Below are 18,875 nucleotides of genomic sequence, written 5' to 3'. Positions count from 1 at the left end.
AAGGGCCCCTTCCGGGCAGGACGGCAGACATCGCGCAGCGCATCCTCGACGCGAGGGGGCCGTGGCGATTTAGGTAAGGCTAACCTAAGCTACGTCCCATCAGGTCGGAAACCCCCGGCCGGAGCGAAAGGCAGGAACCGTGCTTCAACGGCAGTCCGCGGGTACACCGGTACGTACCCCACGCCATCTCGGCGTACTCGCCGCCCTGCTGTCACTTCTGGCCATTGTTGTAGGGCTCACCGGCTGTGGTTCGACGGGTGGTTCCGGGGGCGGAGGTGACTCCGGGGGCGGGCGGAGAGCGGCGGCCGACCGGATCGAACCCCTCGCGAAGGAGCCCCGGCCCCGGCTGCCCGTCACCGTCCGGTCCGCCGACGGACGCGAGGTCACCGTGCGCTCCACGGACCGGATCGTGCCCCTGACCGGCTCGCTCTCCGAGATCGTCTTCACCCTCGGCCTCGGCGGCGACGTCGTCGGCCGGGACGTCACCGCCACGTTCGAGCAGGCGCGGAAGCTGCCCGTGGTCACCCGGGCGCACGACGTCTCCGCGGAGAGCGTGCTGTCGCTCAAACCCACGCTCGTACTGGCCGAAACCACCAACGGGCCCGCCGAGGCCATCGGCCAGATCCGCGCCGCCGGCATCCCGCTCGTCGTCCTCGACCCGGCGAAGAAGCTCGACGACGTCGGCACCCGCATCGACAAGGTGGCCGCCGCGCTCGGCGTCCGCGCCGCGGGCGACGAGCTGCGCCGGCGCACCGAGCAGCGGCTCCGGGCGGCCGAGAAGGGCATCCCGCACGGCGACGGCCGGAAGCCGCGGGTCGCCTTCCTCTATCTGCGCGGCTCGGCCGCCGTCTACCTCCTGGGTGGCGCGGGCTCCGGCGCCGACTCGCTCATCGAGGCGGCGGGCGGCGTCGACGCGGGCAAGGAGTCGGGGCTGAAGAAGGACTTCACCCCCATCACGAGCGAGGCCCTCGTCAAGGCCGCACCCGATGTGATCCTCGTGATGACGAAGGGACTCGACTCGGTCGGCGGTGTGGACGGCCTGGTGAAGATCCCCGGTGTCGGGGAGACCCCGGCGGGCATGGACCGCCGGATCGCCTCCGTCGACGACGGTGTGCTCCTCAACTTCGGCCCGCGCACGGACGAGGTGCTCGGCTCCCTCGTCCGGCAGCTCCACTCCGGAGGCGAGTGACATGGCCGTACTGGCCAGGGCCGTCGATCCGGCCGCGCCCGCCGGGCAGCCCACCCGCCGCCGCGGCCGCGCCACCGCCCTCGTCTGCGCGATGGCCGCGGCCCTGATCCTGCTCTGTCTCCTCTCGGCGGGCGTCGGCGCGTACGGGATCCCGGTCGGCGACGTCCTCGGGTCGGTGGCACACCGGCTCGGGCTCGGCACAGCCGCGCTGGACCGGGTCGGCGAGAGCGTGCTGTGGAACGTCCGGCTGCCCCGGCTGGTGCTCGCGCTGCTGGTGGGGGCGTCGCTGGGGTGCGCCGGGGCGCTGATGCAGGGCGTGTTCGGCAATCCGCTCGCCGAGCCCGGCGTCATCGGCATCTCGGCGGGGGCGGCGGTCGGGGCGGTCGGCGCGATCGCGCTGGGGCTGAACTTCCTCGGCACCTGGACGGTGACGGCCTGCGCGTTCGCCGCCGGGCTGGTCACGGTCCTGATCGTCTACACGCTGTCGCGATCGGGCGGCCGGACCGAGGTGGTCACCCTCATCCTCACGGGCATCGCCGTGAACGCGTTCGCGGGCGCGCTCATCGGCCTGTTCATCTTCTTCGCCGACAACGCGCAGCTCACACAGATCACCTTCTGGCAGCTCGGCTCGCTCGCGCAGGCGACCTGGCCGAAGGTGCTCGCGGTGCTGCCGTGCGCGCTGGCCGGACTGGCCGTGGCACCGCTGTACGCGCGGAAGCTGGATCTGCTCGCGCTCGGCGAGCGCCCCGCCCGCCATCTGGGGGTGGACGTCGAACGGCTGCGCCTCGTGCTGGTCCTGGTCGTCGCGCTGCTGACGGCCGCGGCGGTCGCGGTGGCCGGCATCATCTCCTTCGTCGGCCTGCTGGTCCCGCACCTGCTCCGCATGGCGGCGGGCCCCGCCCACCGCTTCCTCGTACCGGGCAGCGCCCTGGGCGGCGCGCTCGTCCTCGTCGCCGCCGACCTCGCGGCCCGCACGGCCGCCCAGCCGGCGGAACTGCCGCTGGGCGTACTGACGGCCCTCTTCGGCAGCCCCTTCTTCTTCTGGCTGTTGAGGAAGACACGACGCAAGCAGGGGGGATGGGCATGACACCCCCTCACCACCCGTCAGCCACAAGGACGGCGACCGTGCTCCGCACCCTCTTCACCGCCCGCACCCGTCGGCTGCCGGCCCCCGTGCCGCCGGGCACCGTGCTGGCCGAAACCCGGGACGTGAGAGTGCGGTTGGGTGCTCGCACCGTCCTGGACGGGGTCGATGTGAACGTCGCGGCGGGCGAGGTGCTGGCGCTCGTCGGGCCGAACGGCGCCGGGAAGTCGACGCTGCTGGCCGCGCTCGCCTGCGATCTGACGCCCGAGTCCGGCGAGGTGCGGATCGACGGGCGGCCCGCGCGGGCGTGGACGGCCGGTGAACTGGCGCTGCGCCGGGCCGTGCTGCCGCAGTCGGCGGCGCTGTCGTTCCCCTTCGCGGTCGAGGAGGTCGTGCGGATGGGGCGCGCACCCTGGGCGGGGACGGCCGCGGAGGACGAGGACGAGGAGGCGGTACGGGCGGCGATGGCCGCGGCGGAGGTGACCGGTTTCGCCGCCCGGCCGTTCTCGGCGCTCTCCGGGGGTGAGCGGGCCCGGGTGGCACTGGCCCGGGTCCTCGCGCAGCGGACCCCGGTGCTGCTGCTCGACGAGCCGACGGCCGCGCTGGACCTGCGCCACCAGGAACTGGTGCTGAGGATCTGCCGGGAGCGGGCCGCGGCCGGGGCCGCGGTGGTCGTCGTCCTGCACGACCTCGGACTCGCCGGTGCGTACGCGGACCGGGTGGCCGTGCTGCACGAGGGCCGCATCGCCGCCGACGGCCCGCCCGGTCGTATCTTCGCACCGGAGCTGCTCGGTCGTGTATACCAACAACCGGTAGAAGTGATTCCGCATCCGCGAACCGGCGGGCCCCTGGTGGTGCCGTGCCGGGATTGACGAGACTTTGCCTCGTGAGAGCAGGATCACGGACCCCCATGGGAACTATTTAGGCAAGCCTCAGATAAGTTGAGGCGGCTTAATTCAGCCATGCCCTGTTTCCGCCCCCCGTCCACAAGCCTGGAGCTTCCATGCGCGTCCTCCGCTCCTCCGTCGTCGCCGCCGTTTCGGCCGTGGCGGCCCTGACCGCCGTGTCCGGCTGTGCCGAGAAGTCGGACGCCGAGGGCTCCGACGCGATCAAGGTCACGGCCTCCGACGACAAGTGCGAGGTCTCCAAGTCCTCCTTCCCGGCCGGCCATGTGAAGCTCGCCGTCAAGAACAAGGGCGACAAGGTCACCGAGGTCTACGTCTACGCCCCGGGCGACCGCATCGTGACCGAGCGCGAGAACATAGGCCCCGGCACCAAGGTGGAGATCGCCGCCGAGATCAAGGCCGGCTCGTACGAGATCGCGTGCAAGCCCGGCATGAAGGGCGACGGCATCCGGCAGAAGATCACCGCCACCGGCGGCGGTGCGCCGAAGAAGCGCGACCCGGAGCTGGACAAGGCCGTCGCGGAGTACCGCAAGTACGTCCTGGCGCAGGCCGAGGAGACGATCCCCGCCGCCCAGAAGTTCGTCGACGCGGTCAAGAAGGACGACCTCGACGAGGCGAAGAAGCTCTACGCCCCCTCCCGCATCGGCTGGGAGCGCACCGAGCCGGTCGCCGAGTCCTTCGGCGACATCGACCCGAAGGTCGACGTCCGCGAGGACGGCCTGGAGAAGGGCCAGAAGTGGACCGGCTGGCACAAGCTGGAGAAGTCCCTCTGGGACGACAAGAAGATCACTGAGGACGACAAGAAGCTGGCCGACCAGCTGATGGCCGACCTCAAGGACTGGCAGAAGCGCGTCGGCACCGCCGAGATCACCCCGACCAGCATGGCCAACGGCGCCAAGGAGCTGCTCGATGAGGTGGCCACCGGCAAGGTGACCGGCGAGGAGGAGCGCTACAGCCACACCGACCTGGTCGACTTCCACGCCAACGTGGAGGGCGCCGAGAAGTCCTACGAGCTGCTGAAGCCGGTCGCCGCCAAGAACGACGCGGCGCTCGCCAAGGAGCTGGACAAGCAGTTCGCCGGTCTGAAGAAGCTGCTCGACGAGTACCGCGAGGGCGACGGCTTCAAGTCGTACGACACCGACACCGTCGGCAAGGACGACCGCAAGAAGCTCTCCGACGCGGTCAACGCGCTCGCGGAGCCGCTGTCCAAGCTCGCCGCCGTCGTCGCCAAGTAGGGGGTCCGGATGTCTGAAGAGACCACCACAGAGACTGCCGCGGAGACCACCGCGAAGAGCGGGACGGCGCCCTCGCGCCGCTCGCTGATCGGCTGGGGCGGTGCCGGGCTCGCGCTCGGCGCCGTCGCCGCCGGCGGTACCGCGGCCGCGCTGCGCACCGGCAGCGACGCAGTGCCGGCCGCCCTGAGCGGCGACGCGGTGCCCTTCCACGGCACCCACCAGGCGGGCATCGCCACGCCCGTCCAGGACCGGCTGCACTTCGCGGCGTTCGACGTGACGACCGGTGACCGTGACGCGCTGATCGCCCTGCTCAAGGAGTGGACCGCGGCCGCCGCGCTCATGACCGCCGGGCACGAGGTCGGCGAGGGCACGGCCGGCACCCAGCCGGAGGCGCCGCCGGACGACACCGGCGAGGCGCTCGGCCTCAAGCCGTCCCGGCTGACGCTGACCTTCGGCATCGGGCCCGGCCTCTTCGAGAAGGACGGCAAGGACCGCTTCGGGCTGAAGTCCCGGCGGCCGAAGGCCCTGATCGACCTGCCCGCGTTCCCCGGCGACAACCTCGACGCGGCCCGCAGCGGCGGCGACCTCTGCGTCCAGGCCTGCGCGGACGACCCGCAGGTCGCGGTGCACGCGATCCGCAACCTCGCCCGGATCGGCATGGGCAAGGTCGCGATCCGCTGGTCGCAGCTCGGCTTCGGCAAGACGTCCTCGACGACGCCCGACGCGCAGACCCCGCGCAACATGCTGGGCTTCAAGGACGGCACCCGGAACATCGCGGGCACCGACACGGCCGCCCTCGCCAAGCACGTCTGGGTCGGCGAGAAGGACGGACCCGAGTGGATGGTCGACGGGTCCTACCTCGTCGCCCGCCGCATCCGGATGCACATCGAGACCTGGGACCGGACCTCGCTCAAGGAGCAGGAGGACATCTTCGGCCGCGACAAGGTCGAGGGTGCCCCGCAGGGCAAGCAGCGCGAGCGCGACGAGCCGAACCTCAAGGCGATGCTGCCGGACTCGCACGTACGCCTCGCCCACCCCGACAGCAACGGCGGGGCGACCATCCTGCGCCGCGGCTACTCCTTCACCGACGGTACGGACGGGCTGGGCCGGCTGGACGCGGGCCTGTTCTTCCTGGCCTACCAGCGCGACGTGCGCGACGGCTTCGTGCCGGTGCAGACCCGCCTCTCGCGGAACGACGCGCTCAACGAGTACATCCAGCACGTGGGTTCGGCCGTCTTCGCCGTTCCGCCGGGCGTCCGGGACAAGGGCGACTGGTGGGGCAAGGCACTCTTCTCGTGACCGGCGGCGTGATCGACGGTCTTTCCACTGAAACGGAAGGGGAAGCCGCGTGTTCGGCAACTACCTGATCGGCCTGCGCGAGGGGCTGGAGGCCAGCCTGGTCGTCTGCATCCTCGTCGCGTACCTGGTGAAGACCGGGCGCCGGGACGCGCTGTTGCCCATCTGGCTCGGCATCGGCACCGCCGTGCTGCTCAGCATGGCCTTCGGGGCGCTCCTGCAGTTCGGCTCCCGGACGATGACCTTCGAGGCGCAGGAGCTGCTCGGCGGCTCGCTGTCGATCGTCGCGGTCTGCCTGGTGACCTGGATGGTCTTCTGGATGCGGCGCACCGCGCGGCATCTGAAGCGGGAGCTGCACGGCAAGCTGGACGCGGCACTGGCGATGGGCACGACCGCCCTGGTCGTCACGGCGTTCCTGGCGGTGGGCCGCGAGGGCCTGGAGACCGCGCTGTTCATCTGGACCGCGGTGGACGCCACGGACGACGGCGTACGGCCACTGGTCGGCGCGGTGCTGGGTCTGCTCACCTCGGTGGTGCTGGGCTGGCTGTTCTACCGCGGCGCGCTCCGGATCAATCTGGCGAAGTTCTTCACGTGGACCGGCGCGATGCTGATCGTCGTGGCGGCGGGCGTGCTCGCCTACGGCTTCCACGATCTGCAGGAGGCGGAGTTCCTGCCGGGGCTGCACGACCGGGCCTTCGACGTCAGTGCACAGATCCCGAGCGACAGCTGGTACGGCACGCTGCTCAAGGGCATCTTCAACTTCCAGCCGGATCCGACGTGGGTCCAGGTCGCGGTGTGGGCGCTGTACCTGGTCCCCACCCTTGTCTTCTTCTTCGCCCCGGGTAGGGTTGCGCCGTCCCAAGCAGCCCCCGAGGAGTCGAAGCCAGATGAGACGCCGGTTGCCCCGTCGACTGTCCACAGCTCTGGCGGCGACGACGCTGCTGGCGGTGACCGGGTGCATGACGGTGCACGGCGAGCGGGAGATCATCCCGTCGGTGAGCAGGGCTGAGGCCCCGAAGGTCCTGGAACGCTTCACCGACGGCTACAACGAGGCGTACCGCGAGCTCGACCCGGCCGCCGTGGAGCGGGTCGAGACCGGTGCCCTGGCCGAGATCGGCAAGGCCGACGTCACGGCCCAGCGGGCGCTGACGCCGAACGGCAACCCGGGCTATCCCGCCCTGGCGCTGGCGGACGCCCGCTTCACGATCCCGAAGATGGCCGGGTGGCCGAAGTTCTTCGTGGCGGACGCCCGGAGCAACCGTGACAAGAACCGCTGGTTCGTGGTGTTCACGCGCGCGGGGGCGAAGGATCCGTGGAAGGCCGCGTATCTGTCGATCCTCAGCGACAACGAGATACCGAAGTTCACCACCGACAAGGACGGTTGGGCCGAGCCGGTACCGGCCACGGGCGGGGCGGGCGGCAAGTCCGGTGCGACCGCGGGCCTGAGCACGGCCCCCGCCGCGGTGAGCGGGGCGTACACGGACTACCTGCACACCGGCCGGGGTTCGGTCTTCGCCCCGGGCAAGGCGACCTCGGGGGTCCGTGAGGACCGGGGCAAGCGGGTCCGGACCCCGAACTACTGGACCGAGTTCATCGACACCCCCGAGCGGGCCCCCGGCTTCCCCTCGTTCGCCCTGCGCACCGACGACGGTGGTGCGCTGGTGTTCTTCACCGCGCACCACCGGGAGAAGCGCACCATGGCCAAGGGCCTGCGGCCCACGCTCACCGAGCGGCGCACGAAGGCCCTGCTGTCCGGCGACCTCAAGAGCGCGGTCACCTTCGTGCGGGTCTCGGAGTCGGCGGTGAAGGTGCCGGCGAAGTCGGCGGACCGCCGGGTCGTCTTCCTCAACCGCATCGAGTCCCTGACGGCCGCGAAGGGCGAATAGCGGCTGTCCGGCGGACCTCCGGCCGCGGGCCCCGGCTTGCCGCCTGCGGCGGCGAGCGCCGCTCGCCTGGCCGGCGGACTTCGGCAACACGCCCGTCTTTGCCGCCTGCGGCGGCGAGCGCCCTGCGGGCGCGTCCTCAAGCTCCCCCAGCTACCGCTGGGAGGTGCCCCCAGCAGGCTTGAGGCGCTAGCGGCCGATCGGCCAGGCGGCGGAGTCGTGGTGATCGTGGTCGGGGCGTTCTCCCACGTACTGCGCGCAGGCGTCGGTGAGGGCCTCCAGCAGCGTCAGCGGATCGGGCAGCGGCCGCTCCGGGCCGGCCAGCCAGGCCACCTTGCCGTCATCGGGCAGCTGCGACGGCGGCAGCAGCACATAGCTGCCCCGGCAGTGCCAGCGCAGCCCCGGATGTTCGTCCATCGTCTCGGGATGGCTGTCCAGCTCGCAGGGCCACCACTCGTCCTCGTCGTCCGGGGTGCCGCGGGTGGCGGTGAAGAACAGCATGCGGTCGGGGGTGACGGTGGCGACGGGGCCGACGTCGACGCCGGCCTCCTCCAGCCGGGCCAAGGCCTGCCGGCCCGCCTCGGCCGGTACGTCGAGCACGTCGTGCGCGATGCCGGTGGCGGTGATGAAGTTCGCCTCCGGCTGGGCGCGCAGCCACTTGGTGACCTTCTCGGGGTCGGTCGTGGCGAGGGTCTGCCAGGCGAAGGAGACGGGGTGCCGGCCGGGGGTGGGACAGCCGATGCGCTCACACGAACAGCCGTACCCGGAAGGGTGCGCGGCGGGGGCCAGGGGGTACCCCGCGGCGGCCGCGGCCAGGAGCAGTTCCTCGCGGGCGGCCGCGAGGGCCGCCCCCGTGCCCGTATCGCCGCCCGCTCCCCTGGGACGGCGCAGCCACTGGGAGAACCTGCTCATGCGTTCCATCTATCCCCTCACTTCGACCGCGGTCTCCGGTCAATGCTGCCACCATCCTGCTCCTGGTGTGACCGTCGGACGCATCCGGGGGGTGTGAGACCGGACGCGTCCGGGCCGTGCGGCGGGGCCCCGCGGTGGTGTCAGCGGGGGGTGACGGCGCGCATCACGAGGTCGACGAGGGTGTCGGTGAACTCGTAGGTGAGCGGGCCCGAGCGCATGAGCCAGCGCTGGGTGAAGGGGCCCAGCAGCATCTCGGTGGCGATCCGCACGTCGACGTCCTCGGCGATGTGGCCCGCTTCCTTGGCCTTGCCCAGCCGGTTGACGTAGGCCTGGACGCCCGTGTCCTGGAGCTTGATCACGAACTGCTGGGAGAGCTCGGGGTCGTTCGCCCCCGCGGTCGCGAGCGCGCGGTAGGGGGCCTCGAACTTGGGGTCGTTGAATTCGTCGACGGTCGCGCGCAGCACGCGCTTGAGGTCGGCGGCGAGGTCGCCGGTGTCGGGCAGCTCGGCCTCGCCGTCCCCCGCTTCCGCGGTGAACGCGTCGAGCAGCACGGCGGCCTTCGACGGCCACCAGCGGTAGATCGTCTGTTTGCCCACGCCCGCGCGGGCGGCGATGCCTTCGATCGTGAGCTTGTCGTACCCCACCTCGCCCACGAGTTCGAGGGCTGCGTCGAAGATCGCGCGCCGGGATCGCTCGCTGCGGCGGGTGGCGTCGGGGGTCTTGGTGGTGGCCATGCCGGGCAGTCTAGCCAGATTCGAGGCGGACCGTATCGTCTTCAAGGTGCTTGACAAGACGAACCGTCTCGCCCAAAGTGGAGTCATCGCGAGACGAACCGTCTCGCTTACTCCAGTGAGAGGAGACCCCCATGAGCCGGGGCAATGCGGGCGGAATGCTCGGAGTCGGCGGTACGCGCAGCAACCTCTCCCGCAAGGCGCTCCGCGGCGGCGGCCGTGGCAGCCGGGCCGGGGGCGGCGCGGATGCGAACGCGCAGAAGCGGGAGCTGTTGCGCAAGTTGCGGGAAGACCGAACCGGAACCACGGGAGCGTGAACGAGCCACCACTAAACCACCCGTACGGTTCATGCGCGGTGGGCGGTGAACGTGGACGATTTGGGCACGTACGGCTACCTCCGTACGTGCCCAACGCCCCTGTGAGGAGCGCTCCTTGCGTACAGCCGCTCGTGCCGTTCGTGCCGCTCGTGCAGCCACCCCGCGCCACTACGTGATGTGCCCCCCGACGCACTTCAGGGTCACGTACTCGATCAACCCCTGGATGGACCCGGACAAGCCGGTCGACCTGCCGCTCGCCCTCGCGCAGTGGGAGGACCTGCGCGACCGCTACCGCGCTCTGGGCCACACCGTCGCGGAGCTGCGGCCCCGCCCGGACCTGCCCGACATGGTCTTCGCCGCCAACGGCGCCACGGTCGTCGACGGCCGGGTGCTCGGCGCCCGGTTCGCGCACCCCGAGCGGGCCGCCGAAGCGGCCGTCCACACGGAGTGGTTCCGCGCGAACGGCTACCGGGACGTGCGCGAGCCGGAGCACATCAACGAGGGCGAGGGCGACTTCGCGGTCACCGCCTCCTGGCTGCTGGCCGGGCGCGGCTTCCGCAGCAGCCCGCTGTCCCACCCGGAGGCCCAGGAGTTCTTCGGCCGGCCCGTCATCGGGCTCGACCTCGTCGACCCCCGCTACTACCACCTCGACACGGCACTGTCCGTGCTCGACGGGGACGACGTCATGTACTACCCGGGCGCGTTCTCCCCCGGCAGCCGGGCCGTGCTGGAGCGACTGTTCCCCGACGCGCTGATCGCCACGGAGGAGGACGCGTCGGCGCTGGGACTCAACGCCGTGTCCGACGGCCGCCATGTCCTGCTGCCGCAGGCGGCGGTGGGACTGTTCGCACCACTGCGGGAGCGGGGGTACGAACCGATCGGGATGGACCTGGGGGAACTGCTCAAGGGGGGCGGAAGCGTGAAGTGCTGCACGCTTGAGCTGCGCTCGGCTTGACGGTTCGCCTGACGGCGGGCTGGTGAGGCTCGGGCCTCCGCCGTTTCGCCTGCGGCGGGCTGGTGGGGGTTCGGGCCTCCGCCGTTTCGCCTGCGGCGGGCTGGTGGGGGTTCGGGCCGTCGCGCCACCGGGCGTTCGGTGGGGGGCGGGCCCGTGTCGCTCCGGTGGGTCGCGGGGCTGCTTCGCTTTACGCCCCGCGACCCACCTGCGCGTCCCGAGCCCTCACGTCAGTGAGCGGGTGGGTCTCCGCCCCTGGGGGGGGGAGGGGCAACAGTTGCTGCCGGTCAGTCGTCGGCGTCCTTCGGGGGCCATTCGTCGCCCCAGTCCGTGTCACGGGCCGCTCGGTAGAGGGGGCCGTGGCGCTTGGTCACCGTTTCCCGGGTGAGGGCGTCCGAAGGGGTGCAGAGGTCGAGGAGGACCTGGCCCTTGCGGATCTGCGGCTTGCGGACGACCCGTGCGGGCGCGGCCGGGACGTCGAGGCCGCGCACCGCGGCGACGTAGGAGAACTTCTCGTCCTCGTACGGCAGCGAGCCGCCCTTGACCTGCCGGTGCAGCGAGGAACGGCTCACCCGGGCCGAGAAGTGGCACCAGTCCGCGCCGACCTCGATCGGGCACTCCGCGCTGTGCGGGCACGGCGCGACGATCTGGAACCCGGCCGCGATCAGGCGGTCGCGCGCCTGCCGGATGCGGAGGTAGCCGTCAGGGGTGCCGGGCTCGATGAGGACGACGGTCCGCGCGGCGCGAGCCGCCTCGTCGACCACCGCGTTCCGGTCGGTCTCGGTCAGCTCGCCCAGGACGTACGAGACGGTGACCAGGTCGGTGTCGTCCGGGATCGCGAGCCCGCCACCGATGGCCTGGCGGCGCCAGTGCGCGGCGCGCAGGGCCGTGGAGGACGCGCCGCGGGCCAGCTCGGCGCCGAGCTGGAGGGCGGGTTCGGCCCAGTCCAGGACGGTGGTCCGCCGCTCCCCCGACGGCCAGGCGGCCGCCACCGCCCAGCTCGCCGCGCCCGTACCGCCGCCGACGTCGACGTGCGAGGCGGGTTCCCACTCGGGCAGCCGGTCGCGGAACGCCTCCAGCGCGGACCGCACGGCCTCGAAGGTCGCGGGCATGCGGTAGGCGGCGTACGCGACGACGTCGGAGCGGTCCCGCAGGACGGGGGCGTCGGTAGGGGTGCGCCCCCGGTAATTGGCGATGAGCCGCTCGACCGCCTGTGCCGCCTGCTTGGGCGGCAGCCCGTCGAGGAGGTCGGCGAGCGCGGCGCGCAGGTTCTCGCCGGTCGGCGCGTATTCGGGGGCGTGCATTTGAGGAATTCTATGCCGCCGACCGAACGGCTGCGTCAGCGTGCCGCGCGCCCGATCCTTCCCCCCAGGGGCGGAGGCGCCGCAGGCCCACGGGCCCGACCTCCGGCCGGGCCCGCACAAGGGCCGACGGCCCAAACCCCACCCACCCGCTGAAGGCGGGAAACGGCGACGCGCGGGGCGAAGGCCCAAACCCCCACCAGCCCGCCGCAGGCGAAACGGCAAAGCAACCGTTACCGGCCGGCCGCCCCCCGGGCGAAGGGCCTGCACAACCCCAGGAAACAGCCCACCGCCGCAAGCGCACACACCACCTGGACCACAGCCATCGGCACAGCCGTGTGCGAGCCCGCGATGCCCACGAGCGGTGAGGCGATCGCGCCGAGCAGGAACGTCGACGTGCCGAGCAGCGCGGAGGCGGACCCCGCGGCGTCGCGGGAGCGCATCAGCGCCTGGGCGTTGGTGTTGGGCAGGGTGAGGCCCATCGCGGACATCAGCACGAAGAGGCCGGTGGCGATCGGCAGCAGACCGGCCTTGCCGAAGACGCCCGCGGTCATCAGCAGCAGGGCGACGGAGGCCAGGACGACGACGGCGAGCCCGGCGGCGAGGGCCTTGTCGAGGCTGACCCGGCCGACCAGCACCTTGCCGTTGATCTGGCCGACGAGGACGAGGCCGATGGAGTTGACGCCGAAGAGCAGGCTGAAGGTCTGCGGGGAGGCGCCGTAGATGTCCTGGACGACGAAGGGCGACGCGGAGATGTAGGCGAAGAGCGCGGCGAAGGCGAAGCCGCCCGCGAGCATGTAGCCGGTGAAGACGCGGTCGGCCAGCAGGCCGCGCATGGCGCGCAGGGCCCCGCCGAGGCCTCCGGTCTGCCGCCGCCCGGGCGGCAGGGTCTCGTCCAGACAGCGCCAGACGACGAGGGTCAGGAGGATCCCGATGACGGTGAGGACGACGAAGACGCCCCGCCAGTCGGTCAGCCGCAGCACCTGGCCGCCGATGAGGGGCGCGATGACCGGGGCGACGCCGGAGATGAGCATGAGGGTGGAGAAGAAGCGGGCCATGGCCACGCCGTCGTACAGGTCGCGGACGACGGCGCGCGCGATGACGATGCCGGCCGCGCCGGCGAGGCCCTGGATCAGCCGGAAGGCGATGAGCAGCTCGGCGGTGGGGGCGAAGGCGCAGACCGCGGTGGCGAGGACGTAGATCACCATGCCGGCGAGCAGCGGGCGGCGGCGGCCCCACTTGTCGCTCATGGGGCCCACGACGAGCTGTCCGAGCGCCATGCCCATGAGGCAGGCGGTGAGGGTCAGCTGAACGGTCGCGGCGGGGCTGCGCAGGGAGTCGGTGACCTCCGGCAGGGCCGGGAGGTACATGTCCATGGAGAGCGGCGGAAGGGCGGAGAGCCCGCCGAGGACGAGCGTGACGAGCAGGCTCGTACGACGGTCGGCGGGTATCCGTTCCTCGTCCGTCGCGGGCTCGGCGGTACGGGGGCCGGGGTCCGTCATGCTCGCTCCATGGTTTTGATTGAAAGTACATATTGTCATGGGCGAAGACGGCTCCCGGCCCTTACGGACCGGTAGGGGTCAGGCGGGCCGGAATCCCGGGGCTCCGGCCGGGGAGACGAAGGACGCGGCCGTGGTGACGGGCGCGCCGGGTACGACGACTCCGGAGACCGTGCGGAAGTCGGCGCGCAGCCGCTCGGCGTCGAGGGTGACGATCACATAGCCGCGGCGGCCGTTGTAGAACTTCATGTGCGGGTTGGCGGCGAGCATGCCGGACCAGTCGTCGGGCCTGTCGTCGCCGTCGAAGCCGCTGGAGACCGAGGTGCCGACCAGTTCGACGCCCAGGGTGCGCGAGTCGGGGGCGTTGAAGTCCTTCTTGATGTCCATGGCGTAGTTGACGTGGACGTCGCCGGTGAGGACGACGAGGTTCTCGATGCCCGCCTGCTCGACGCCCGCGAGGACGCGGGCGCGGGAGGCCGGGTAGCCGTCCCAGGCGTCCATGGAGACCTTCGAGCGGGCGGCGGTGGTGTTCTTGCGCTGCGAGAAGACCACCTGCTGGGCGACCACGTTCCAGGTGGCGGTGGACTCGCGCCAGCCGTCGAGGAGCCAGCGCTCCTGCTCGGCACCGGTGAGGGTGCGGGCGGGGTTCTCGGATTCGGGGCCCGGGTACTTCCAGCCGTCGCCGTAGGCCTGGTCGGAGCGGTACTGGCGGGTGTCGAGGATGTCGAACTGCGCCAGCCGCCCGTACTGGAACCGGCGGTGGAGCCGCAGATCGGCGCCCGAGGGCCGCTGTGCCCTGCGCAGCGGCATGTTCTCCCAGTAGGCGCGGTAGGCGGCGGCGCGCCGGGCACGGAACTGCTCAGGCGGGAGGTTGCCCTGCGAGATGTCGCCCGCGTAGTTGTTCTCGACCTCGTGGTCGTCCCAGGTGACGTACCAGGGGTGGGCGGCGTGCGCGGCCTGGAGGTCGGGGTCGGTCTTGCCGAGGGCGTACCGCTGCCGGAAGTCGTCGAGGTCGATCAGCCAGTGGTTGTAGAAGTCGGGGAGGGGCTGGTCGGTGTAGTTGCGGACGCCCGCCTGTGCGTCGATGGCGTTCTCGTAGATGTAGTCGCCGAGGAAGAAGACGGCGTCCAGGTCCTCGTCGGCGAGGTGGCGCAGCGCGGTGTAGTAGCCCTCGTCGTACTGCTGGCAGGAGAGCATGCCGAAGCGCATGGAGGCGACGGTGGCGTGGGGTTCGGGGGCGGTGCGGGTGCGGCCGGCGGGGCTGATCCACGGGCCGGTGCGGAAGCGGTACCAGTAGACGCTGTCGGGGTCGAGGCCGCGCGGGTCGACGTGGAGGGTGTGGCTGTCCTCCGCGCGGGCCTGGGCGGTGCCGCACCGTACGACGCGGCGGAAGTGTTCGTCGCGGGCGAGTTCCCAGTCGACGGGGATCGCGCCCTCGCGCGGCAGCCCGTTGCCCGGCTCGTGCGGGCAGGGGGCGAGTCGGGTCCACAGCACGACGGAGTCCGGCAGCGGATCACCGGAGGCCACGCCCAGCGTGAACGGATTCTCGGTGCTGCTCTGGGGGGTCATGCTCTCAATGTGCGCGCGGCTGGGGCGACTGGGAAGACGCCCGGCGCGGAATACCCGTGGGACGCGGGGTGGTGCGGGAATGCGGGCGGGGCGCGGGTGGTTGGAGCGGCCATGACGACGAACAGCCCTTCGGGCAACGGCACTCCGGACGCGGGAAACGGCGTCGAGGTGCTGCGCTACACGGCCTTCTCCGACGACCCGGCCGGGGGCAACCCGGCCGGCATCGTGCCGGACGCCACGGGACTCGACGACGCGGCGCTGCTCGCGATCGCCGCCCGGGTCGGGTACAGCGAGACGGCGTTCCTGACCGCACCGCCCGAGGGACTCGGGGAGAGCGGACGGGCGTTCACGATGCGGTTCTTCAGCCCGCTGGCGGAGGTCCCGTTCTGCGGACACGCCACCGTCGCGACGGCCGTGGCGCTCGCCGAGCGGCTCGGCGCGGGGGACTTCGTCTTCGCGACCCCGGTCGGTACGGTCCCGGTCACCGTGACCGAGAGCGGCGGCACGCTGCGCGCCACCCTCACCAGCGTCGAGCCGCACACCGAGGAGGTGGCGCCGGAGGCGGTGGCCGAGGCCCTGGCGGCACTGGCCTGGCCCGCCGCCGACCTCGACCCCGGCTTCCCCGTACGCATCGCCTTCGCGGGCAACCGCCACCTCGTGCTGGCCGCCGCGACCCGCGAGCGACTGGCCGATCTCGACTACGACTTCGACCGGCTCGGCACCCTGATGCGCTCCCTCGACCTGACGACGGTGCAGCTCGTGTGGCGGGAGTCGGAGAGCGTCTTCCACGTCCGCGACCCGTTCCCGGTCGGCGGGGTCGTCGAGGACCCGGCGACGGGTGCCGCGGCCGCGGCGTTCGGCGCGTACCTGCGGGAGTACGGACTGGTCGGCGCGGACGCGGTGTTGACCCTGCACCAGGGCGAGGACCTCGGCCGGCCGGGTCTGCTGGAGGTCGGGCTGCGCGCGGGCGACCCCCGGGTCAGGGTCAGCGGAACGGCCACCCGGATCGTCTGAACCGCCTTGCGGTGCACGCCGATCAGGCCCGGCGCACGGCTTCCGTCGTGCGCCTCCGGCGGCATGCACACTCCTGCCTGAACGGCCGGTTCCCGGTGTAGCGTCCTGACAGACGAGGGGCGACACCTTGGGGGGTGAGCGGTGTGAGCTCGGACGGTGACCCTCCCCCTTCACCACCCGGCAGTCCTTTCTGGACGCACGTCTGGAAGTACTGGGTGACCGCGGGGCTGGCGCTGGTCGTGGCGGCGGTGATCCCGGTGTTCGTGAAGGCGGGACCCTTCGCCGGGGGCGGCGGCTCGGACCCGCCCACGCCGCCACCGGCGACCACACCCGTCGAGGATCCGTCGCCCTCGAAGGACGACGACCCGCCCGACCCCAAGGACGACGACACCCCGACGCCACGACCGCGCACGACGCCCCCGGTCGCCTCCACGCGCCCGCCGTCGTCGCCCACGGTCCGTGTGTCGCCGCCGGACAGCCCGTCGCCCTCGGCCTCGGTGCGGGTCTCGGCACGGATCGCCGACGTCCGCGCCCTGGGTCCGGTCACGTCGGCCGTCACCAAGGTGCAGGTCAACGCGGTGTTCAACGGACTCAAGGGCCGGACGGGCTACCTGCGGTGGTACGTCTACAACGACGTGACCAAGCAAGTGATGAGCGGTGTCAGCACCATCCCGTCCCCCGTTTTCCAGTGGGACAGCACGAACTGGCACCCCACGTTCCTCGTCACCAACCCCGCCGTGCGCTGGCAGCTCCAGGTGACGGCGTACGGCTCGGACGGCCGGCAGTTGGCGACGAACCACTCGAACTTCACGTTCGCCTAGTTCGGACGGCCGCACGAAAATTCGATGGGTAACGCAACCAACGCCCCGCTTTCCACGTGTTCCTCAGTGCAGGCCCTAAACGGCCCACCAGGGAGGAACACGACATGAACCGTGCATACCGCCTGACCACCACCGCGGCCCTCGCCGCCGCCCTCGTCGCGGGAGCCGCGGCCACCGCCACGGCGGCCGCCCCGGCCCCCACCGCGTCCGTCACCAAGGCCCCCGCCCCGACGCCCGCGCTGACGGCGCAGCCGAGCACCGGCACGGTGGCCGCGTGGCAGGAGTTCCGCGTCAGCGGCAAGGCGACCGGCATCAAGACCGGCACGAGAGTCACCCTTCAGCAGAAGCAGGGCGCCAAGTGGGTCTCGCTCCCCGCGAGCGTGACGATCAACAAGAACTCCGCGTACTCGATGCGCGTCAAGCTCGGCATCAAGGGCAAGAACGCCCTGCGCATCACGGGCGGCGGCGCCACGTCCCCGGAGTTCACGGTCACGGTCCGCTGACCTGATCCCGCGGGGCGCCCCCGCTACATCCAGGTGGTGGCGGAGGCGACGAAACGTGCCTGCTCGGGACGGTCCGGGTTGCCGTAACGGACCTCCACCCGGGGGTGCGACCTCAGGAACTCACTGTCGACGATCACCACCTGACCGGGGTGGGAGACGGTGCGCCGGACGATGTCCATGTTGAGGAACCACCCGAACTCCTTGGTGGCCGGGGCGTAGACGAAGAACTTCCCGCCCGAGTACTCCTCACCGGCACGCTTGTCGTCGAGGACCAGCGCCCAGAAGGACACGGGGTGCCCCGCGGGCCACATCGTGAGCCGCTTGACCTTCAGCCCGTCCAGCTCCATCGCCTCGAAGGGGTGATCGGCGGCGGGGGCCACAGCGGCGCTGTCCCGGGCGTCCGGAGCGACGGCCGTCCCGGCCTGCGCACCCGACGCCAGACCGAGGCCGAGGGCCGCGGTGGCCATGACTATCGCCGTGGCACGGAACGCGGTACGAACTGACACGTTTCTCTCCCTTTCGGTGAAGTTGCCGCTACGGCACGTGATCATGTCCCCACGTTGTGATCATGGCAACCGGATCGGACGAGAACGAGCCACGGGGTCGCGCCGGAGCCGCCGCGAGCGGACGATGGAAGGAGGAGGGCTCCCCGGGCTCCCCACCGGGGTGACGACAGACGACACCGGAGGTGCCGGGACATGAGCAAGTACATGGATGTCCACCACGGCATGAAGGGCATCACGCCCGACCAGCTCTCCGCCGCGCACCGGGCGGACACGGCGATCCAGGGCGACGAAGGGGTGCGCTTCCAACACGCGTGGGCCGACCCGAAGTCGGGAACGGTCTACTGCCTGTCCGACGCCCCCTCGGCGGACGCGGTCAAGCGCGTCCACGCGCGGGCCGGCCACCCGGTCGAGGAGATCCACGAGGTACCGCTGGAGGTCTCCTGACCGGCCCCGATCCCTTACCGTCACGGCCGCGGATCGTCACCGTGCCAGGCCTGCCGGGCCTTGTGCCAGGCCCGGAAGAGGTCCGGGAGCTGATCGAGTAACCCCTTGAGGGCGAAGAGAGCGCAGCCCGGAACGGCTGCTGCGGCGAGAATCCAGACGACGGCTGCGTCCATCGGTTCGACGACCTTCCCACGAAGGCGGCCGAACCGGGGCTGTCCTCAGCTCGACCACCACGTACAGACGTGTGATCTCAGCTGAGGCTCTGCCGACGTTCAGAACTCAGGTGGCGCGCGGCCAGCACGCAGAACGGACGGCGGGCGTCCCCTCCTCGGGTACCCCCACCACAGGAACGGCCGGTATCCCCCGGCCCGTCCGGGACGCCGGGCCCGGACTCCTGATGACGGCGGCAGCCTAGCGCCGAGTTCCGGGTGACGGAAAGGGGTTGGGCTCGGGCCGATCGAGGACCTCGGTGACCGCTCCCGGCGGAACCCACGGCGGCGCACCGGAAGCGTCCACGGAGCGCGGCGGCCCTCCTGGGCCGTACGGCTAGGCGAAGGCGAAGGCGAGGACGAGCAGCACGACGAGAACGGCGAACGTCTCCCACCGGGTCGCGCGCCGGAGCGTACGCAGCGATGCGGGTTTTCCGGGCCGCGAGGTCGGTGACTGGCCGCAGGAAGCGTCATCGGACGTGTCGTCGCTCATCCCGCCATGCTA

The 18,875-nt window shown here is 71.7% G+C and carries 21 protein-coding genes; 13 read left to right on the top strand and 8 right to left on the bottom strand.

Going from position 1 to position 18,875, the window contains the following annotated elements; genetic code table 11:
* Positions 1-139 precede the first annotated feature (139 nt).
* The 7 genes from FHS38_RS02930 (at position 140) to FHS38_RS02900 (ending at position 7,595) form a co-directional block, all read left to right on the top strand.
* Positions 140-1,189 carry a heme/hemin ABC transporter substrate-binding protein gene (locus FHS38_RS02930; protein WP_184730292.1) on the top strand — a complete coding sequence of 350 codons (1,050 nt, stop codon included), beginning with the start codon at positions 140-142 and terminating at the stop codon, positions 1,187-1,189.
* Position 1,190: 1 nt separating this feature from the next.
* Positions 1,191-2,276 (top strand): FecCD family ABC transporter permease, encoded by a 1,086-nt coding sequence (locus FHS38_RS02925; protein ID WP_184730291.1) that lies wholly within the window; start codon positions 1,191-1,193, stop codon positions 2,274-2,276.
* A gap of 38 nt (positions 2,277-2,314) precedes the next feature.
* Positions 2,315-3,145 carry a heme ABC transporter ATP-binding protein gene (locus FHS38_RS02920; RefSeq protein WP_373301748.1) on the top strand — a complete coding sequence of 277 codons (831 nt, stop codon included), beginning with the start codon at positions 2,315-2,317 and terminating at the stop codon, positions 3,143-3,145.
* A 131-nt stretch (positions 3,146-3,276) separates the two neighbouring features.
* The gene (gene efeO, locus FHS38_RS02915; RefSeq protein WP_184730287.1) at positions 3,277-4,413 is read left to right on the top strand and encodes an iron uptake system protein EfeO; all 1,137 of its coding nucleotides are present in this window, start codon (positions 3,277-3,279) and stop codon (positions 4,411-4,413) included.
* A 9-nt stretch (positions 4,414-4,422) separates the two neighbouring features.
* Positions 4,423-5,712, top strand: a complete 1,290-nt coding sequence (efeB, locus tag FHS38_RS02910) for an iron uptake transporter deferrochelatase/peroxidase subunit (RefSeq protein WP_184730285.1) — start codon at positions 4,423-4,425, stop codon at positions 5,710-5,712.
* A 49-nt stretch (positions 5,713-5,761) separates the two neighbouring features.
* Positions 5,762-6,718, top strand: coding sequence for an iron uptake transporter permease EfeU (gene efeU / locus FHS38_RS02905; protein WP_184730283.1), 957 nt, complete (start codon positions 5,762-5,764; stop codon positions 6,716-6,718).
* Positions 6,657-7,595, top strand: coding sequence for an SCO2278 family lipoprotein (locus tag FHS38_RS02900; RefSeq protein ID WP_466777642.1), 939 nt, complete (start codon positions 6,657-6,659; stop codon positions 7,593-7,595). Before efeU ends, FHS38_RS02900 begins: the two co-directional genes overlap by 62 nt.
* Positions 7,596-7,781: 186 nt before the next feature.
* Here the strand turns inward: FHS38_RS02900 and FHS38_RS02895 are convergent, their stop codons facing one another.
* Positions 7,782-8,513, bottom strand: coding sequence for a bifunctional DNA primase/polymerase (locus FHS38_RS02895; protein WP_184730281.1), 732 nt, complete (start codon positions 8,511-8,513; stop codon positions 7,782-7,784).
* Between the two features lie 131 nt (positions 8,514-8,644).
* Positions 8,645-9,238, bottom strand: coding sequence for a TetR/AcrR family transcriptional regulator (locus tag FHS38_RS02890; protein WP_184730279.1), 594 nt, complete (start codon positions 9,236-9,238; stop codon positions 8,645-8,647).
* Positions 9,239-9,369: 131 nt separating this feature from the next.
* On the opposite strand from FHS38_RS02890, the gene FHS38_RS02885 reads away from it, so the two are divergent.
* Together FHS38_RS02885 and ddaH are read left to right on the top strand one after the other, a co-directional pair.
* A complete protein-coding gene (locus FHS38_RS02885) occupies positions 9,370-9,552 on the top strand; it encodes a DUF6243 family protein (RefSeq protein WP_184730277.1) in 183 nt (60 codons plus the stop codon).
* Between the two features lie 115 nt (positions 9,553-9,667).
* The gene (gene ddaH, locus FHS38_RS02880; protein WP_373301749.1) at positions 9,668-10,507 is read left to right on the top strand and encodes a dimethylargininase; all 840 of its coding nucleotides are present in this window, start codon (positions 9,668-9,670) and stop codon (positions 10,505-10,507) included.
* Positions 10,508-10,791: 284 nt separating this feature from the next.
* Here ddaH and FHS38_RS02875 read toward each other — a convergent pair whose 3' ends face one another.
* From FHS38_RS02875 to FHS38_RS02865, 3 genes are all read right to left on the bottom strand, one after another.
* Entirely contained in the window at positions 10,792-11,808 is a 1,017-nt protein-coding gene (locus tag FHS38_RS02875) for a small ribosomal subunit Rsm22 family protein (protein WP_184730275.1), read from the bottom strand.
* A gap of 230 nt (positions 11,809-12,038) precedes the next feature.
* Positions 12,039-13,307: a multidrug effflux MFS transporter gene (locus FHS38_RS02870; RefSeq protein ID WP_184730273.1), complete on the bottom strand. Its 1,269-nt coding sequence runs from the start codon at positions 13,305-13,307 to the stop codon at positions 12,039-12,041.
* Positions 13,308-13,385: 78 nt separating this feature from the next.
* Positions 13,386-14,873 carry an alkaline phosphatase D family protein gene (locus tag FHS38_RS02865; protein ID WP_184730271.1) on the bottom strand — a complete coding sequence of 496 codons (1,488 nt, stop codon included), beginning with the start codon at positions 14,871-14,873 and terminating at the stop codon, positions 13,386-13,388.
* 111 nt (positions 14,874-14,984) lie between these two features.
* On the opposite strand from FHS38_RS02865, the gene FHS38_RS02860 reads away from it, so the two are divergent.
* The 3 genes from FHS38_RS02860 (at position 14,985) to FHS38_RS02850 (ending at position 17,211) form a co-directional block, all read left to right on the top strand.
* Positions 14,985-15,887, top strand: a complete 903-nt coding sequence (locus FHS38_RS02860) for a PhzF family phenazine biosynthesis isomerase (RefSeq protein ID WP_184730269.1) — start codon at positions 14,985-14,987, stop codon at positions 15,885-15,887.
* A 215-nt stretch (positions 15,888-16,102) separates the two neighbouring features.
* Entirely contained in the window at positions 16,103-16,708 is a 606-nt protein-coding gene (locus tag FHS38_RS02855) for a hypothetical protein (RefSeq protein WP_184730267.1), read from the top strand.
* 104 nt (positions 16,709-16,812) lie between these two features.
* On the top strand, positions 16,813-17,211 hold the full coding sequence (locus FHS38_RS02850) for a hypothetical protein (protein WP_184730265.1): 399 nt from the start codon (positions 16,813-16,815) through the stop codon (positions 17,209-17,211).
* A gap of 23 nt (positions 17,212-17,234) precedes the next feature.
* Here FHS38_RS02850 and FHS38_RS02845 read toward each other — a convergent pair whose 3' ends face one another.
* Positions 17,235-17,717: a hypothetical protein gene (locus FHS38_RS02845; protein ID WP_184730263.1), complete on the bottom strand. Its 483-nt coding sequence runs from the start codon at positions 17,715-17,717 to the stop codon at positions 17,235-17,237.
* 192 nt (positions 17,718-17,909) lie between these two features.
* Between FHS38_RS02845 and FHS38_RS02840 the strand changes: the two genes are divergently transcribed.
* Entirely contained in the window at positions 17,910-18,161 is a 252-nt protein-coding gene (locus tag FHS38_RS02840; RefSeq protein ID WP_184730261.1) for an SCO4226 family nickel-binding protein, read from the top strand.
* A gap of 20 nt (positions 18,162-18,181) precedes the next feature.
* On the opposite strand, the gene FHS38_RS02835 is transcribed toward FHS38_RS02840, so the two are convergent.
* Together FHS38_RS02835 and FHS38_RS02830 are read right to left on the bottom strand one after the other, a co-directional pair.
* On the bottom strand, positions 18,182-18,334 hold the full coding sequence (locus FHS38_RS02835) for a hypothetical protein (RefSeq protein WP_184730259.1): 153 nt from the start codon (positions 18,332-18,334) through the stop codon (positions 18,182-18,184).
* A 373-nt stretch (positions 18,335-18,707) separates the two neighbouring features.
* Positions 18,708-18,863: a hypothetical protein gene (locus FHS38_RS02830; protein WP_184731198.1), complete on the bottom strand. Its 156-nt coding sequence runs from the start codon at positions 18,861-18,863 to the stop codon at positions 18,708-18,710.
* Between the last annotated feature and the right edge of the window lie 12 nt (positions 18,864-18,875).

Origin of the sequence: Streptomyces netropsis (assembly GCF_014203545.1) — a bacterium.
GTDB classification, from domain to species: Bacteria; Actinomycetota; Actinomycetes; order Streptomycetales; family Streptomycetaceae; genus Streptomyces; species Streptomyces netropsis.
Note: the sequence above shows the minus strand (reverse complement) of the source record. Positions and strands in the feature narration are given on the sequence as shown.

Coding starts and splice junctions, on each gene's coding strand:
- FHS38_RS02925 (WP_184730291.1), top strand. CDS start 1,191: ATGGCCGTACTGGCCAGGGCCGTCGATCCGGCCGCGCCCGCCGGGCAG.
- efeO (WP_184730287.1), top strand. CDS start 3,277: ATGCGCGTCCTCCGCTCCTCCGTCGTCGCCGCCGTTTCGGCCGTGGCG.
- efeB (WP_184730285.1), top strand. CDS start 4,423: ATGTCTGAAGAGACCACCACAGAGACTGCCGCGGAGACCACCGCGAAG.
- FHS38_RS02895 (WP_184730281.1), bottom strand. CDS start 8,513: ATGGAACGCATGAGCAGGTTCTCCCAGTGGCTGCGCCGTCCCAGGGGA.
- FHS38_RS02890 (WP_184730279.1), bottom strand. CDS start 9,238: ATGGCCACCACCAAGACCCCCGACGCCACCCGCCGCAGCGAGCGATCC.
- FHS38_RS02885 (WP_184730277.1), top strand. CDS start 9,370: ATGAGCCGGGGCAATGCGGGCGGAATGCTCGGAGTCGGCGGTACGCGC.
- FHS38_RS02875 (WP_184730275.1), bottom strand. CDS start 11,808: ATGCACGCCCCCGAATACGCGCCGACCGGCGAGAACCTGCGCGCCGCG.
- FHS38_RS02870 (WP_184730273.1), bottom strand. CDS start 13,307: ATGACGGACCCCGGCCCCCGTACCGCCGAGCCCGCGACGGACGAGGAA.
- FHS38_RS02865 (WP_184730271.1), bottom strand. CDS start 14,873: ATGACCCCCCAGAGCAGCACCGAGAATCCGTTCACGCTGGGCGTGGCC.
- FHS38_RS02860 (WP_184730269.1), top strand. CDS start 14,985: ATGACGACGAACAGCCCTTCGGGCAACGGCACTCCGGACGCGGGAAAC.
- FHS38_RS02850 (WP_184730265.1), top strand. CDS start 16,813: ATGAACCGTGCATACCGCCTGACCACCACCGCGGCCCTCGCCGCCGCC.
- FHS38_RS02840 (WP_184730261.1), top strand. CDS start 17,910: ATGAGCAAGTACATGGATGTCCACCACGGCATGAAGGGCATCACGCCC.
- FHS38_RS02835 (WP_184730259.1), bottom strand. CDS start 18,334: ATGGACGCAGCCGTCGTCTGGATTCTCGCCGCAGCAGCCGTTCCGGGC.
- FHS38_RS02830 (WP_184731198.1), bottom strand. CDS start 18,863: ATGAGCGACGACACGTCCGATGACGCTTCCTGCGGCCAGTCACCGACC.